Here is a 13,256-nt window from a genome sequence, read left to right as displayed (position 1 = left end):
GCGGGACTGTTCGTGGTACTGTTTATGGTATTTTAGGAACCGCCATTATTCAGGGGTTGTTGACCGGTTTGGGGTTCTGGTTCGCTCATCTTTCCGAGCCCGTCATGTTCGGGGTGATAGCGTCTTTTCTGGCTGTATTGCCTGTCGGGGCACCATTGGTATGGGTGCCTGCAGGCTTGTGGCTTATGGCGGATCACCATTTATGGCGCGGGATTCTGCTGCTTCTGTATGGCGTCATTTTTATTTCTGGCGCGGATCACATTATCCGCCCCCTCTTTATTGCACGGGGCACCAAGCTTCCTTATCTCCTTACTGTGCTGGGTGTAATAGGCGGGGTTCTGGCTTTTGGCGGGTTGGGGATATTTCTTGGCCCTATTCTGCTGGCTGTCGGTTTCACTCTTACTGTCGAATTTGCAGGGCGGGAGCAGACCCCGCTCCTGCCGTCTGATGATAAAAGGAGCATGCCTTTATGAGGCGTCAATTTCTTCGTCTCATTGAGGGCAGACCTCGCCAGCAAGTCCGTTCTGCCCTTAATTTTGTCGATGGTGAGAGCACAAAGATCATCAGTTGGAATCTGCTCCGCAGAACCGGGGCAACAGTGCATGATGTGGTGGCTTTGATAGAAACAGAGCAGCCAGACATTCTGCTGATGCAGGAAGCAACGGATGAGATTGATATGCTTCCTGATATCATGGGCGGATATTACGCACGCGCCCCTTTACCGGGCCGAATTCACGGGGTGGCATGCTGGAGCAGCAAACCGTTTGCCAGGCCCCCTCGTGCTTGCACCATTCCCTCAGGGGCCGTGGTGAAGCGTCATGCTCAGATTATCGATTACGGTCCCTTTTCTCTGGCTAACGTTCATCTCTCTCATGGCCAGATGTTGAACCGGCGGCAGTTGCGACGGATTGCGGCGCTTATGCCGCCGCCCTGCGCTATTTTGGGAGACTTCAACCTGCTTGGCCCAACTTTGGTGCCCGGATTTCACGATGTAGGGCCAAAAGCCCCAACACATAAAATGGTTGATCTGCTACCAATTCGTATTGATCGTTGTCTGGTGGACGGGATGACGTGCCTTAACGCCCGTGTTCTGCCCGTCTTCGCCTCAGATCATCGGCCAATAGCTGTGCGGCTGAAGCCGCTTATAAGCGCTCTTGCCAAGGCCTCTCACAGGTAAGGCATAAACAGCCTAGCGGCAGCATCTCTGATCTTGGTCAGCTTGTGACGTTTATCCAGATCATGGTGAGTCAGGCGCTGATTGCGGTGCCGGATCATGAAATCGTCCAGTATGCCTGCCAGCGTGACATCATATGTTTCCATATTGATTTCAAAATTGAGCCGCAGGCTCCGGATATCCAGGTTTGAACTGCCAACGCAAGACCACGCGCGGTCTACCACCATCAGTTTGGAGTGATTGAAGGGCGGATTAACAAGCCAGACCCGAACACCTGCATCCAGAAGTGGGGAGATGTTTGCTGAGCACGCCCAGTCCAGCGGAGGGTGGTTACTTTTGCGTGGAATAATGACATCCACCTGCACACCCCGTAGTGCGGCCAGTGCCAGTTCTGACAGGAGGCGTGACCCAGGCAAAAAATAGGGGGTCATAACTCTTACCTGTTTGCGGGCGAGCGTGATGGCTTGCAACATGGTATATTCTATTTTCTCAAGGTCCGTATCCGGCCCGGCGGTGACAATACGTGCTATGGATTCCCCTTCCCCTTCGTGCTCTAAAAAATAGATATCGCCTTCCAGTTCTTCCTGCGTGGCAAAATACCAGTCCCAGGCCATGGCTTCAGCCAATTGGCGGACAACTGGTCCTTCAAGCTTGAAGTGAGTGTCGGAAACGGGATTTTTGGGTTTTCGTAAAATGAGGTTTTCATCGGCAATATTCAAACCGCCCATGAACCCGATTTTACAGTCCACAACCAGAATTTTACGATGGTTGCGCAGGTTGAGGAACGGCATGCGCCAAGGCAGCATGGAGTGCATGAACCGTGCACAGGGTATGCCCAATTTTTTCAGGTGGCGATAAACCCCCGAAATAAAATAGCCACTTCCAATCCCATCTACGAGGACGCGTACCTGCACGCCGCGTTTTTGAGCTGCAGCCAGTTTTTCAATAAATTGGCCACCAATTGTATCGTTTCGAAAAATATATGAGCAGAGTAAGATGCTTTTTTCTGCGCCATCAATGGCAGCAAGCATGTGCGGGTAAGCGCCATCTCCATCATGCAGGCAGGAAATGCAATTTCCACCCACAAGCGGGCGGCTGGTCAGTTTGCTCACCATGAGCGCCAGAGGTGCAAACTGCCCGTCCAGTTCTCTATTCCATGACGAGTTCTGAATGGCCTGAAAGCGATGGGTAGAGCGGCCGCTTACCAGTTTTTTAGCCAGTCTGCGCACGCGGTTGATACCGAACATGAGGTATAAAATAGTACCGAGCGCAGGCATCATGACACAGGTGCCAATCCAGCCTATTGCAGAAGATGTATTCCGTTTTGTAAGCAGAATATGGAGGGAAACCGAGGTAACCAGAACAAAACGTATGACTGTTACTGTCAGCAAAGGTAAATGCGGCAGAATATCAAACGGCATGATCTGGGGTAAATCCTTGCAAAGGATGATGCGGTGCGCACAGTAACTTACAAAAAGCCCCCACAACAGGGGCAGGCTTCATCTGTTCGCAAGGTGCGAGGCTATGTGGCTTATAATGATGGTCTTTCTGCTGAAAAAACTGTCAAGGTCTTTTGCATTCAGCAAGGATGGATCATTTTAGGGCAAAGAGCAAAAACGCCACGTGGCGAAATAGATATCGTCATGCGCAAAGGGGCGATGATCTGTTTTGTGGAAGTAAAGAAACGTAAAACACAGAGAGACGCAGCCGAATGTCTTCTTCCGGCACAACAGAGAAGACTGTTTCGCGCGGCAGAATGCCTGCTCTCTTATCATCCGGAATGGCATTATGAGGAATTGAGATTTGACCTCATTACCGTGGACGAGAAAAATGAGGTAGTCTGGATAAAAGATATTATCCGGCAGATGTAGAAGCAATCTGCCTTATGCGCGTTTTAGAATAGAATGTCGTAAGGAAGTCTTTTCTTTTTTATGCGTCATAAAAGAGAAAAGACTTCTTGATGACTGTTTCAGGTGCGATGCCGACGAGCAGCGTGCGCAGCAGCATGTTTGGGATGATAGGACACCAGACGAACCATGTTGTGGCTGGAAGCGTGATGGTTGCTGGCAACCTGATGTACAGTGTGGCTCGTATGGCGCACGTGAACCACAGGCGGCGGGGCTGTCAGGGAAGCAAAAGTCAGCTTGCTTGCTTCAAGATCTGAAATAATACGTTCTGCATGTGCAGAAGAACTGACAGCAGCAAAGCCAGCACTCAGGCCAACAAACGCAAAGGCACAACGCACAAACGGAAGACGCATCATCAAAAAAGCTTCCTCACCTCATCAAACTCTTGGGCAGACTACACAGCTACCCAAAGAGCTGACAACTTAAAAATCAGGATTCAGCGTTACAGGCGATATTTTTTTCCTTGAGGAGAGCCTGAAGCTCACCAGACTGGAACATTTCCATAACGATATCGCACCCGCCGATAAATTCCCCTTTGACATAAAGCTGGGGAATGGTCGGCCAGTTGGAGAAATCCTTGATGCCCTGACGAATGGCCGGGTCAGCCAGCACATTGATGGCCTTGAAGGGCACACCCAGGTGAGAAAGGATCTGTACAACACGCGCAGAGAACCCGCACTGCGGGAAATCGGCGTCCCCTTTCATGAACAGTACGACCGGATTGGTGTCGATTTCGTTCTGAATATGCTGTTTGACTGTTTCAGACATGATTGACGTCCTTGGATGAGAAAAAAGATACCGTTGTGTCAGGGTGCAGAGGTCTGAAGGGCCAGCGCATGCAGTTTGCCCCCCATGTGACCTTGCAACGCCTGATAGACAAGTTGGTGCTGCTTTACGCGGGAGAGCCCCTTGAACGCTTCACTGATAACGGAGCAGGCATAGTGATCACCGTCTCCTGCCAGATCATCAATCTTGATCTGGGCATCCGGAAAAGCCTGACGGATGTAAGTTTCAAGTTCTGTGGCAGACATTGCCATTGGTAACACTCCTAAGCAGTCTCTTCAGCGTTCCATCAGAGCCGGAAAAAAGGCTTCATGCGCAACGGCAAGGCGAGCAGCAGATATTGTGACGCCACTCGGTAAAATCAAATCACTTCCACCTGCCCGGCCGATCAGCCTGGCTGGCACGCCAGCTTTTTCAGCTCGGGCGCAGAAATCTTCGGCGTCACTAACGCAAACCAGATAACGTGCCTGGTCTTCACCAAACCAGAAGGCTTCAGGCCGGATGCCAGAGACAGGGCTTTCCAGCTCACACCCAATGCGGCTGGCCATAACCATTTCAGCTACGCCAACCAGGATACCGCCATCAGCAAGGTCATGGCAGGCTGAGATCGTGCCATTCAGGATTTCCGCACGGACAAAATCGCCGTTACGTTTTTCTGCCGCCAGATCGACCCGAGGAGGTGGTCCTTCCTCACGGCCCAGAATTTCACGCAGCCAAATGGATTGCCCCAGTTCGCCCCGTGTTTCCCCCACCAGAACCACTGCGGCTCCGTCTGTCATGCCTAGGCCAATGGCCTTGGAGACATCCTCCAGCACGCCCAGCGCTCCGATTGCCGGCGTTGGAAGAATGGACATGGTTGAACCATCAGGCTGACGGGTCTCATTATAAAGGGAGACGTTGCCGCTGACGACCGGGAAATCAAGTGCCCGACAGGCCTCCCCCATTCCTTCGATAGCCGCAACAAACTGGCCCATGATTTCCGGTTTTTCCGGATTGCCAAAATTCAGGTTGTCCGTGACTGCCAGAGGACGAGCGCCGGTGGCAGTAATGTTGCGCCACGCTTCTGCCACAGCCTGTGCCCCACCCGTTTTGGGATCAGCCTGACAATACCGGGGCGTGCAGTCCGTTGTCAGTGCGAGCCCGAGTGTGGTGTCTTCTATCTTGACAATCGCTGCATCAGCGGCGCCGGGGCGGCGGACCGTTTGTCCCCCAACGGTGCTGTCATACTGGTTCCATACCCACGCACGGGAAGCGAGATCAGGTGAGCCGACCAGCCGTAGCAACATGGCATCCAGAGAGAGCGGCGCATGAACGCCTTCAAGAGGAGCCGGTGCTACGGGTGTCGTGGCAGGGCGATCATAGATCGGCGCTTGCTCGGCCAATGGATCAAGCGGGATGTCAGCTTCCACCGCACCTTTATGCTTGACGACAATATGGCCGGTATCAGTCAAATGACCGATGACGGCAAAATCCAGTTCCCATTTTTCAAAGATTTTGCGCGCAATTTCCGTGCGGTCAGGACGCAGGACAATCAGCATACGTTCCTGGCTTTCAGACAGCATCATTTCATAGGCTGTCATGCCCGGTTCACGCTGAGGTACGGCATCAAGGTCCAGTTCAATGCCGACACCGCCCTTTCCTGCCATTTCGACGGAAGAAGACGTCAGCCCTGCCGCGCCCATGTCCTGAATGGCCACAATGGCGTCAGTCGCCATCAGTTCCAGGCAGGCTTCAATCAGCAGCTTTTCAATGAAAGGGTCACCCACCTGCACTGTGGGGCGTTTGGCGAGTGCATTTTCATCAAATTCTGCGGAAGACATGGTGGCGCCATGAATGCCGTCTCGTCCGGTGCGGGAGCCGACATACACAACCGGATTTCCAACACCTGCTGCAGCAGAGAGGAAAATGCGATCCTTGCGGGCAATGCCCACGGTCATGGCGTTTACAAGCGGGTTGCCATCATAGGCGGGATGAAAGTTGATTTCCCCCCCTACAGTCGGGACACCCACGCAGTTACCGTATCCGCCAATACCCCGTACCACACCATCAATAATCTGGCGGGTTCTTGGCGTTTCCGGACTACCAAAGCGCAGCGCGTTCAGATTGGCGACTGGACGTGCGCCCATGGTGAAGACATCTCGCAGAATGCCCCCAACCCCTGTTGCAGCCCCCTGATAAGGCTCAATGAAAGAGGGATGGTTGTGGCTTTCCATTTTGAAGATGGCGGCATAGCCTTCTCCAATATCGACCACACCAGCATTTTCACCTGGGCCATGGATGACCCAAGGGGCTGTTGTCGGCAGGGTCCGGAGCCACTTACGTGATGATTTGTAAGAGCAGTGTTCGGACCACATGACGGAGAACACGCCCAGTTCTGTCAGGCTGGGCGTGCGGCCCATAATCTTGAGAACACGGTCATATTCTTCAGGTGTCAGCCCAAATTCCTGAGCCAGAGAAAGATCGACGGTCTTTTTCACCGGACAAAAGCCTCCACCAGACCTTCAAACAGCGGCAGACCATCTTCTCCACCCATAAGGGGATCAACAAGGTCTTCCGGATGAGGCATCATGCCGCAGATGCGTGTATTCGTGCTCAGGATACCGGCAATGCTGTTCACGCTACCATTCGGGTTGGTTTCAGTATCACTGGCTTGTACCGAACCATTGGCTCCGGCATACCGGAATGCAACTAGCCCTTCACCTTCCAGCCGTTCCAGCGTCTGGCTGTCAGCGGTGTAGTTTCCATCACCATGCGCCAGAGGCGTGCGGAAAACATCCCCCTTTTCCCATTTGTGGGTGAAGGGTGTATCGGCACGTTCAACGCGAAGATGGCAGTCCTGAGACAGGAAACGCAAATTGGCGTTACGCAGCAAAGCACCGGGAAGCAGGCCCGTTTCCGTTAGAATCTGGAAACCATTGCAGACGCCTAGAATGTGTCCGCCCTTTTCAGCGAAGGCCCGGATTTCAGTCATGATGGGGGAATGTGCGGCCATGGCCCCACAGCGCAGGTAATCACCGTAGCTAAAGCCACCGGGTAGAACCACCAGATCAACATCAGGCAACGCGGTGTCCCGATGCCACAGCATAGTGGGGGCTTTGCCGGTTACACGCTTGAGCGCGATTGCCATATCGCGCTCACGGTTGGTGCCGGGAAAAACGACAATCGCAGATTTCATTTTTTTACGCTACACGGATAGGAGTCATGCAGGGCGCGGAAGACACTTTCCCCCACAGGCTTGGACAGGCTGTCAGAATGAGCTTTCAGCCAGCCCATAACCTTGGACCGCATGGAAGCCGCGTTTTCTGAAGGAGGGATACAGAAGCCTGCCGGAGCCGAGGCATCTCCTTCATTACGGTCATTGATCTTGGAGAGAGCGCCTGCGTCCGCCATGCCTGTGATGTAGGCATCGCACACGCTGGCACCAGCGGGTTTGGCGCACACGCGGGCAAAATTGCCAGCCTGCATGGGGGAAATACGCTGGGCGTGTCCCGTAACAGGAGCGAGACAGGCCCCGGCAAGTGCAATCAGAACAAGGCGTTTCATCCAAGCACCTCCACCGTGAAATCTTCAATCACCAGATTGGCCAGCAGATCACGCGCCATGTCTTCCGCCTGCTTCTGGACGGCTGCGCGATCTGTGCCAGCCACATCCAGGTCAATAATCTTGCCTACGTGAACGTCTGTCACGCCGGGAAAGCCAAGTGTCTGCAAGGCATGGCTGATGGCTTTTCCCTGAGGGTCCAGCACACCTTCCTTCAGCATGACGGTTACACGCACTTTCATTGATAGAGCCCCTGTTCCTGTCGGCATGATTATTGCAGTGTCTCCGTGCCCTTCAGATCACCGTTATTGCCAGCTTCGGGCAGAATACCCAGACGGCGGGCAACTTCCTGATAAGCTTCCTTAACGCTGCCGAGGTCACGACGGAAACGGTCTTTGTCGAGTTTCTCGCTGGTCTGGATATCCCATAGGCGGCAATTGTCGGGCGAAATTTCATCTGCCAGAACAATGCTCATGTCATCGCCTTCCCAGTGGCGTCCAAACTCAAGTTTGAAGTCCACCAACTGAATGCCGATCCCATTGAACAAACCGCATAGGAAGTCATTCACCCGCATGGCCATGCCGGTCATTTCTTCCAGCTCATGCGGAGCCGCCCATCCAAAGGCGATAATGTGATCTTCTGACGCCATAGGGTCGCCCAGCGCATCATTCTTGAAATAGAATTCTATGATGCTGCGCGGCAGACGTGTGCCTTCCTCAATACCAAACCGCTTCGCTATGCTGCCTGCTGCGATATTGCGAACAACCACTTCCAGAGGAATGATCTCAACTTCCTTCACCAATTGTTCGCGCATGTTGATGCGACGGATGAAGTGAGTGGGAATACCAATTTCCTGCAACCGAAGCATCAGATGTTCGCTGATACGGTTGTTGAGCACGCCTTTCCCGGTAATGATTCCACTTTTGGCCCCGTTGCCGGCAGTGGCGTCATCCTTGAAATACTGCACAACGGTGCCGGGCTCGGGCCCTTCAAAAAGGATTTTGGCTTTACCTTCGTAAAGCTGGCGGCGACGGGCCATGGTCATCCTTACCTGTATGTCACTAGAAACCGATCCCTGATAACCGGTCTGGCGGAAGGGCTGATCCATGCCCTTCCCTGTTCAGACGCCGTCATAGCAGGCTTCGGAAATTGAAGATATAGTCGCGCACCCAGCCTTACTGAGCGGGGCCCGGCTCACCGAACACTTTTTCATAAAGGGCATCGATCGCTTTGAGGTGCTGACGACTATCCATTGCGGCATCCAGTACATCTGGTGCAATCCGACCGGAAATTTCAGGGTCAGCATCCAGATTTTCGCGGAATGTCCGGCATTCTGGCGTCCCGAGCTTGGTCCAGGTCGCCATGGCATTACGTTGCACGATGCGATATGCGTCCTCCCGAGAGAGGCCTGCACGGGCCAGTGCCAGCAACACTTCACCAGAGTGCACAACGCCACCAAGGCTCTCAATATTGGCAGCCATGCGGTCTGGGTAAATCAACAGTTTACTGATCAGACCAGACAGGCGGGCCAGCGCAAAGTCTAGCCCAATGGTGGCATCCGGACAGATGTTCCGCTCAACCGATGAGTGACTGATGTCGCGTTCATGCCATAGCGCCACGTTTTCAAGTGCCGGGATGGCGGCAGACCGGACAAGGCGGGCCAGCCCCGTCAGGTTTTCGGTCAGGACAGGATTCCGCTTGTGCGGCATGGCAGAAGAGCCTTTCTGCCCTGGATGGAAGAACTCTTCCGCCTCGCGTACTTCTGAGCGCTGTAAATGTCTGACTTCTGTTGCCAGGCGTTCAATGCCGCTGGCGATCACGGCCAGAGTGCAGAAATAGGCAGCGTGGCGGTCACGCGGAATAACCTGGGTAGAAACAGGTTCTGGTTTCAGACCAAGGCGTTCGGCAACATAGCTTTCAACACGCGGGTCCAGGTGGGCATAAGTGCCAACAGCACCGGAAATGGCGCAGGTTGCAATTTCCGCACGGGCACTTTCAAGGCGAGCTTTGTTGCGTACGAATTCGGCATAATGCCCTGCCAGCTTGAGCCCGAAGGATGTGGGTTCAGCGTGGATGCCATGGCTGCGACCGATGGTCAGAGTATATTTATGTTCGAACGCCCGTGCTTTCAGCGCGGCCAGAACGTCATCCAGATCCTTCAGGAGCAAGTCTGTGGCCTGAACCAGCTGAACTGCCAGACAGGTATCCAGCACGTCCGAAGATGTCATGCCCAGATGCACGAAGCGGCTTTCCGGACCAACTTTTTCAGCAAGCCATGTCAGGAAGGCAATCACATCGTGCCGGGTTTCGGCTTCAATCTCATCAATGCGGGCCAGATCGGCATCAGAGAAGGCAGCGAGGGCCGCATCGCCTTTCTCGCGCACCACTTTTGCGGCTTCCTTCGGAACAGCGCCGTATTCCGCCATGGCTTCACAGGCCAGTGCTTCAATCTCAAACCAGATACGGTAGCGATTTTCAGGTGACCAGATAGCGGCCATGACAGGGCGGGTGTAGCGCGGCACCATAACGCGGTGTTCCTCCTGAGAACGGGATAATGCGCGCTTCTCTAACCGATTTCGGTCGTCCCGTCTTCCCGTAATGAATAAAACTTTGACTCGAGGGGACGCTTTAAGGAGTTTCAGGCCGCAGGGTGGTGTTTATCAGCCCTTACTCAGACGAATCGGAGTTTCTGTGCACGGTTTTCTTGATGCTTTCAGCCTGAAAGCAGTGATCGCCTTTTTGCAGGTTGTGTTGATTGACGTGACACTGGCTGGCGATAATGCGGTTGTTATCGGTCTGGTTGTCCGCTCCCTCGCGCCAGACGACCGAAAGAAGGCTATTTTTGCAGGTATTGGGGCCGCGGCGCTTATTCGCATTCTTATGGCGTTGGTGGCGGTTAAACTTCTGGCCATAGTGGGACTGACACTGGCCGGTGGCTTTCTGCTGCTCTGGGTCTGCTGGCGCATGTACCGCGAAATGAAATCCGACCAAACTCACACCCAGAACGGAACTGCTCCTGCCCCGGGCAGTCTGGGTAAGGCGATCTTCCGTATTCTGATAGCAGACCTTTCCATGAGTCTGGATAACGTGCTTGCCGTTGCAGGCGCAGCAGCCGAGCATCCGGGCATTCTTGTTATGGGGCTGGTTCTCTCTGTGCTGCTGATGGGTATTGCGGCTTCTTATATCGCCCGCCTGCTGGACCGGTACAAATGGATTTCCTGGGTGGGGCTGCTGATAGTGCTGGGCGTTGCCATTGAGCTTATTGTGAAAGGTGGTGGCGAAGTCTGGGGGCATATTCCCCACTGACATGTATGCCTGATGTGTTTGACCGCACATCAGGTAACAGAACGGCTTGCCAGCCACGCCGGGATGACTCATCTTTCCGGCATGGTCTTTTTTTCTTCTCCGTCGCGTATCTGCGTCGCTCTGCCTTTGGTTGCTCTGCTCCTTAGCGGATGCTCGGCGCAGACTGATCAGCCCCCTTCCTTCCCCGCTCAGCCTGCATGGCCTTCTCCTCAGCAGGCGGCCGCTGGTAACGCGCCGGTTGATCCAGTCGCCAGTCGTTTGACTGTCTGGCTCAGCCTTGTCGGTTCATCCCATGGCAGCGCGCAGGAATATGCTGACTTTCTGAATACGCGACCGGTGTGGCCCCGATGGCAATTGCTGAAGCTGCGTATGCAGCAGGCGTTGGCCGAAGAGCATGATCCCGAAGTTTTGGCCCGACTCTGCGCGGAGCAGCCTCTTACTTATGGGCCAGCCCTTGCTCAATGTCAGGGGCAGGTAGGGTCGTCACAGCCTACACTTTCCCAAAAACTCGTCGCAGAAGCCCGGCAGGCCTGGATGAACGGGAATGATACGCCCAAAGGCGCAAACGCTTTAACCGCATCATTCTCCCAGGCTATTACGCCTGAGGCATCCTGGTTGCGTTTTGATCGGGAGGAAAAAGCAGGTCTGCTATCTGCCGCACGCCAGACGATACCGTATCTAAGCAGTGCGCGTCAGCCTCTGGCGCAAGCTCGACTGGCCTTGCATGGGGGAGATGTTGCTGCGGAAGGCACACTTGCCGGATTAAATTCTGCTGATTCTGCTAATCCGTTTCTGGTGATTGATTATGCCCGCTGGCTACGCCTTCAGAAACGGTATGACGACGCCCTTGCTTTGTGGAAAAGCAAGGGCCTGCAAGCCGAAGCAACAACCCATCAGGCGGTATTCTGGCGGGAGCGTGATGCGTTGGCCAGAGAGTTTCTGTTAAGCGGACAGAACGAGCAGGCTTTTTTTCTGGCCAATGACACAGTAGCCAACGGCACGAACCATCTGGACGCAGCTTTTCTAAGCGGCTGGATTGCTTTGCAAAAACAGAATACTCCTGCCGCCGCAGAGCCTTTTTTCCGGCAGCTTGCGGCTTCTTCTTCCCTTATCACCAAAAGCCGTGGGCTTTACTGGCTGGGGCGTGCCCACCTTGCTGCGCATGATGAAGCTACGGCACGGGCTGATTTCTTGCAGGCAGCGTCTTATCCCGGCACATTTTATGGTCAGATGGCGGCAGCAGAACTGGCTGGTAACAAAGCGACGCTTCTTGCACCGACTGAGATTCCCGATGAGGTGGTTCGTCGTTTGAAGGCAAGTCATGATCCTTCAGTGGCGACGGCGGAATCCGTTCGTCTTTCCGGGAGTGATCTGGCTCAGGCTGCGCAAATCCTTGTCTCATGGGGAGACCGCCCCCATGCGAGAGATTTTCTGACATTGCTCAGGCAGCAGCTTGTCACGCTGCCGGACAAGATGGCGCTTTCTAGCCTGGCACTTCAACTTAACCTGCCTGATATTTCGGTGGCCGTTGCGCGGGACGTTGGACGAGATGGGATTTTTCTTTTGCAGTCAGGATGGCCGCAGCCCTACACGCCACCACCCAGTTCCCTTCCACCCGGGCTGGTGTTGGGGCTCATGCGTCAGGAGAGCAATTTCAATTCTGACGCCATCAGCTCGTCAAATGCTATTGGCTTGATGCAACTCAAACCTTCTACCGCTGGCGACATGGTCCACGCTGCAGGACTTTCCTCTTCAGCCGCCACGGTAACGGGTCTGCATGATCCTGATAATAACATGCGACTGGGAATTGCCTATCTGACACACCTTCAGGATCGGTTTGGCGGCGTGGTTCCTTACATCGCGGCCGCTTACAATGGCGGCCCTACCCGGCTTGCGCGGTGGCTTTCAACCGCAGGAGATCCGGGCCGTACTGGTGCTTCGCAAGTGGATATGATCGACTGGATAGAGAGCATTCCCTTTTCTGAAACACGGAATTACGTGGAGCGTGTGTGGGAAAACATGACCGTTTATGCGGCTCTGGGACAAAAGACATGAAAATTTCGCGTGTGATTGCCACCTTTGGCGGCTGTGGACTATCGCCAAAAGCGCCAGGAACTGTCGGATCCCTTGCTGCGTTGTTGGTGGCGTTGCCATTCATGCGGCGTAAACGTGTTTTGGCAACGGGGGCTGTAGTGGCCAGTGTTGCCGGTTGGTGGGCGGCGGATCAAGCAGGTGATGGTGAAGACCATGGCTGGATCGTGATTGATGAAGTTGCTGGTATGTGGATCAGCCTTCTGGCCTGCACAGCCTCTAAACCCACAGAAGACACCTCAAGTCAGGAAAACCCTTTCATCTGGTCTTTGGTTGCGTTTGCGCTTTTCCGGTTGTTCGATATCAGGAAACCTGGCCCTGTTGGTGTGCTGGACCGGCGTCATGATGCACTCGGCATTATGGGGGATGATATTGTGGCGGGGATTATGGCTGCCGGATGTATCAAAACGTTCAGGTGGCTTGGGCGGGCGTTGAAGCCAGCCAAAGGATAAATG

General features: G+C 54.1%; 16 protein-coding genes. 6 read left to right on the top strand and 10 right to left on the bottom strand.

Features of this window, described 5'->3' with window-relative positions; all coding sequences use genetic code 11:
* Both AD948_RS11220 and AD948_RS11215 read left to right on the top strand, forming a co-directional pair.
* The coding region (locus tag AD948_RS11220; protein WP_140385721.1) for an AI-2E family transporter at positions 1-473 on the top strand (473 nt) is incomplete at its 5' end.
* Positions 470-1,177: an endonuclease/exonuclease/phosphatase family protein gene (locus AD948_RS11215; RefSeq protein ID WP_058988927.1), complete on the top strand. Its 708-nt coding sequence runs from the start codon at positions 470-472 to the stop codon at positions 1,175-1,177. The genes AD948_RS11220 and AD948_RS11215, both read left to right, overlap by 4 nt.
* Here the strand turns inward: AD948_RS11215 and cls are convergent.
* Complete coding sequence (cls, locus tag AD948_RS11210) at positions 1,168-2,595, bottom strand: cardiolipin synthase (protein WP_039905144.1); 1,428 nt, start codon at positions 2,593-2,595, stop codon at positions 1,168-1,170. The two genes, AD948_RS11215 and cls, sit on opposite strands and share 10 nt — an antisense overlap.
* Before the next feature lie 105 nt (positions 2,596-2,700).
* Here cls and AD948_RS11205 point away from each other — a divergent pair, with 105 nt between their 5' ends.
* Positions 2,701-3,045 (top strand): YraN family protein, encoded by a 345-nt coding sequence (locus AD948_RS11205; protein ID WP_169797410.1) that lies wholly within the window; start codon positions 2,701-2,703, stop codon positions 3,043-3,045.
* 98 nt (positions 3,046-3,143) lie between these two features.
* Here the strand turns inward: AD948_RS11205 and AD948_RS11200 are convergent, their stop codons facing one another.
* The 9 genes from AD948_RS11200 to purB all read right to left on the bottom strand — a co-directional run bounded on the left by AD948_RS11200 (position 3,144) and on the right by purB (position 9,929).
* Positions 3,144-3,437: a hypothetical protein gene (locus AD948_RS11200; protein WP_061472056.1), complete on the bottom strand. Its 294-nt coding sequence runs from the start codon at positions 3,435-3,437 to the stop codon at positions 3,144-3,146.
* Between the two features lie 73 nt (positions 3,438-3,510).
* On the bottom strand, positions 3,511-3,849 hold the full coding sequence (gene grxD / locus AD948_RS11195) for a Grx4 family monothiol glutaredoxin (RefSeq protein WP_006559586.1): 339 nt from the start codon (positions 3,847-3,849) through the stop codon (positions 3,511-3,513).
* Positions 3,850-3,887: 38 nt separating this feature from the next.
* Positions 3,888-4,118 carry a BolA/IbaG family iron-sulfur metabolism protein gene (locus tag AD948_RS11190; RefSeq protein WP_058988925.1) on the bottom strand — a complete coding sequence of 77 codons (231 nt, stop codon included), beginning with the start codon at positions 4,116-4,118 and terminating at the stop codon, positions 3,888-3,890.
* Between the two features lie 24 nt (positions 4,119-4,142).
* Complete coding sequence (gene purL / locus AD948_RS11185) at positions 4,143-6,341, bottom strand: phosphoribosylformylglycinamidine synthase subunit PurL (RefSeq protein WP_061472055.1); 2,199 nt, start codon at positions 6,339-6,341, stop codon at positions 4,143-4,145.
* The gene (gene purQ / locus AD948_RS11180; protein WP_061472054.1) at positions 6,338-7,039 is read right to left on the bottom strand and encodes a phosphoribosylformylglycinamidine synthase subunit PurQ; all 702 of its coding nucleotides are present in this window, start codon (positions 7,037-7,039) and stop codon (positions 6,338-6,340) included. Before purQ ends, purL begins: the two co-directional genes overlap by 4 nt.
* Positions 7,036-7,407: a Rap1a/Tai family immunity protein gene (locus AD948_RS11175; RefSeq protein ID WP_006559582.1), complete on the bottom strand. Its 372-nt coding sequence runs from the start codon at positions 7,405-7,407 to the stop codon at positions 7,036-7,038. The genes purQ and AD948_RS11175 overlap by 4 nt, the downstream gene beginning before the upstream one ends.
* The gene (purS, locus tag AD948_RS11170; RefSeq protein ID WP_006559581.1) at positions 7,404-7,646 is read right to left on the bottom strand and encodes a phosphoribosylformylglycinamidine synthase subunit PurS; all 243 of its coding nucleotides are present in this window, start codon (positions 7,644-7,646) and stop codon (positions 7,404-7,406) included. Before purS ends, AD948_RS11175 begins: the two co-directional genes overlap by 4 nt.
* Positions 7,647-7,675: 29 nt before the next feature.
* On the bottom strand, positions 7,676-8,443 hold the full coding sequence (gene purC, locus AD948_RS11165) for a phosphoribosylaminoimidazolesuccinocarboxamide synthase (RefSeq protein WP_039905147.1): 768 nt from the start codon (positions 8,441-8,443) through the stop codon (positions 7,676-7,678).
* Positions 8,444-8,579: 136 nt separating this feature from the next.
* A complete protein-coding gene (gene purB, locus AD948_RS11160; protein WP_006559579.1) occupies positions 8,580-9,929 on the bottom strand; it encodes an adenylosuccinate lyase in 1,350 nt (449 codons plus the stop codon).
* Between the two features lie 166 nt (positions 9,930-10,095).
* Between purB and AD948_RS11155 the strand changes: the two genes are divergently transcribed.
* The 3 genes from AD948_RS11155 to AD948_RS11145 all read left to right on the top strand — a co-directional run bounded on the left by AD948_RS11155 (position 10,096) and on the right by AD948_RS11145 (position 13,253).
* A complete protein-coding gene (locus AD948_RS11155) occupies positions 10,096-10,710 on the top strand; it encodes a YjbE family putative metal transport protein (RefSeq protein WP_061472053.1) in 615 nt (204 codons plus the stop codon).
* Between the two features lie 63 nt (positions 10,711-10,773).
* Positions 10,774-12,765 (top strand): transglycosylase SLT domain-containing protein, encoded by a 1,992-nt coding sequence (locus AD948_RS11150; protein ID WP_082782414.1) that lies wholly within the window; start codon positions 10,774-10,776, stop codon positions 12,763-12,765.
* Positions 12,762-13,253, top strand: coding sequence for a phosphatidylglycerophosphatase A family protein (locus AD948_RS11145; RefSeq protein WP_061472052.1), 492 nt, complete (start codon positions 12,762-12,764; stop codon positions 13,251-13,253). Before AD948_RS11150 ends, AD948_RS11145 begins: the two co-directional genes overlap by 4 nt.
* The last annotated feature ends 3 nt before the right edge of the window (positions 13,254-13,256 follow it).

Origin of the sequence: Acetobacter senegalensis (assembly GCF_001580995.1) — a bacterium.
In the GTDB taxonomy this organism is placed as follows: domain Bacteria; phylum Pseudomonadota; class Alphaproteobacteria; order Acetobacterales; family Acetobacteraceae; genus Acetobacter; species Acetobacter senegalensis.
The sequence above is the reverse complement of the archived record's forward strand: the minus strand, read 5'-3'. Positions and strand labels throughout refer to the sequence as shown.

Excerpts from the sequence above, each read along its gene's own strand:
- AD948_RS11150 (WP_082782414.1), top strand. The coding sequence starts at position 10,774 with ATGACTCATCTTTCCGGCATGGTCTTTTTTTCTTCTCCGTCGCGTATC.
- AD948_RS11215 (WP_058988927.1), top strand. The coding sequence starts at position 470 with ATGAGGCGTCAATTTCTTCGTCTCATTGAGGGCAGACCTCGCCAGCAA.
- AD948_RS11145 (WP_061472052.1), top strand. The coding sequence starts at position 12,762 with ATGAAAATTTCGCGTGTGATTGCCACCTTTGGCGGCTGTGGACTATCG.
- purQ (WP_061472054.1), bottom strand. The coding sequence starts at position 7,039 with ATGAAATCTGCGATTGTCGTTTTTCCCGGCACCAACCGTGAGCGCGAT.
- cls (WP_039905144.1), bottom strand. The coding sequence starts at position 2,595 with ATGCCGTTTGATATTCTGCCGCATTTACCTTTGCTGACAGTAACAGTC.
- purB (WP_006559579.1), bottom strand. The coding sequence starts at position 9,929 with ATGGTGCCGCGCTACACCCGCCCTGTCATGGCCGCTATCTGGTCACCT.
- purS (WP_006559581.1), bottom strand. The coding sequence starts at position 7,646 with ATGAAAGTGCGTGTAACCGTCATGCTGAAGGAAGGTGTGCTGGACCCT.
- grxD (WP_006559586.1), bottom strand. The coding sequence starts at position 3,849 with ATGTCTGAAACAGTCAAACAGCATATTCAGAACGAAATCGACACCAAT.
- AD948_RS11200 (WP_061472056.1), bottom strand. The coding sequence starts at position 3,437 with ATGATGCGTCTTCCGTTTGTGCGTTGTGCCTTTGCGTTTGTTGGCCTG.
- AD948_RS11190 (WP_058988925.1), bottom strand. The coding sequence starts at position 4,118 with ATGGCAATGTCTGCCACAGAACTTGAAACTTACATCCGTCAGGCTTTT.
- AD948_RS11175 (WP_006559582.1), bottom strand. The coding sequence starts at position 7,407 with ATGAAACGCCTTGTTCTGATTGCACTTGCCGGGGCCTGTCTCGCTCCT.
- purC (WP_039905147.1), bottom strand. The coding sequence starts at position 8,443 with ATGGCCCGTCGCCGCCAGCTTTACGAAGGTAAAGCCAAAATCCTTTTT.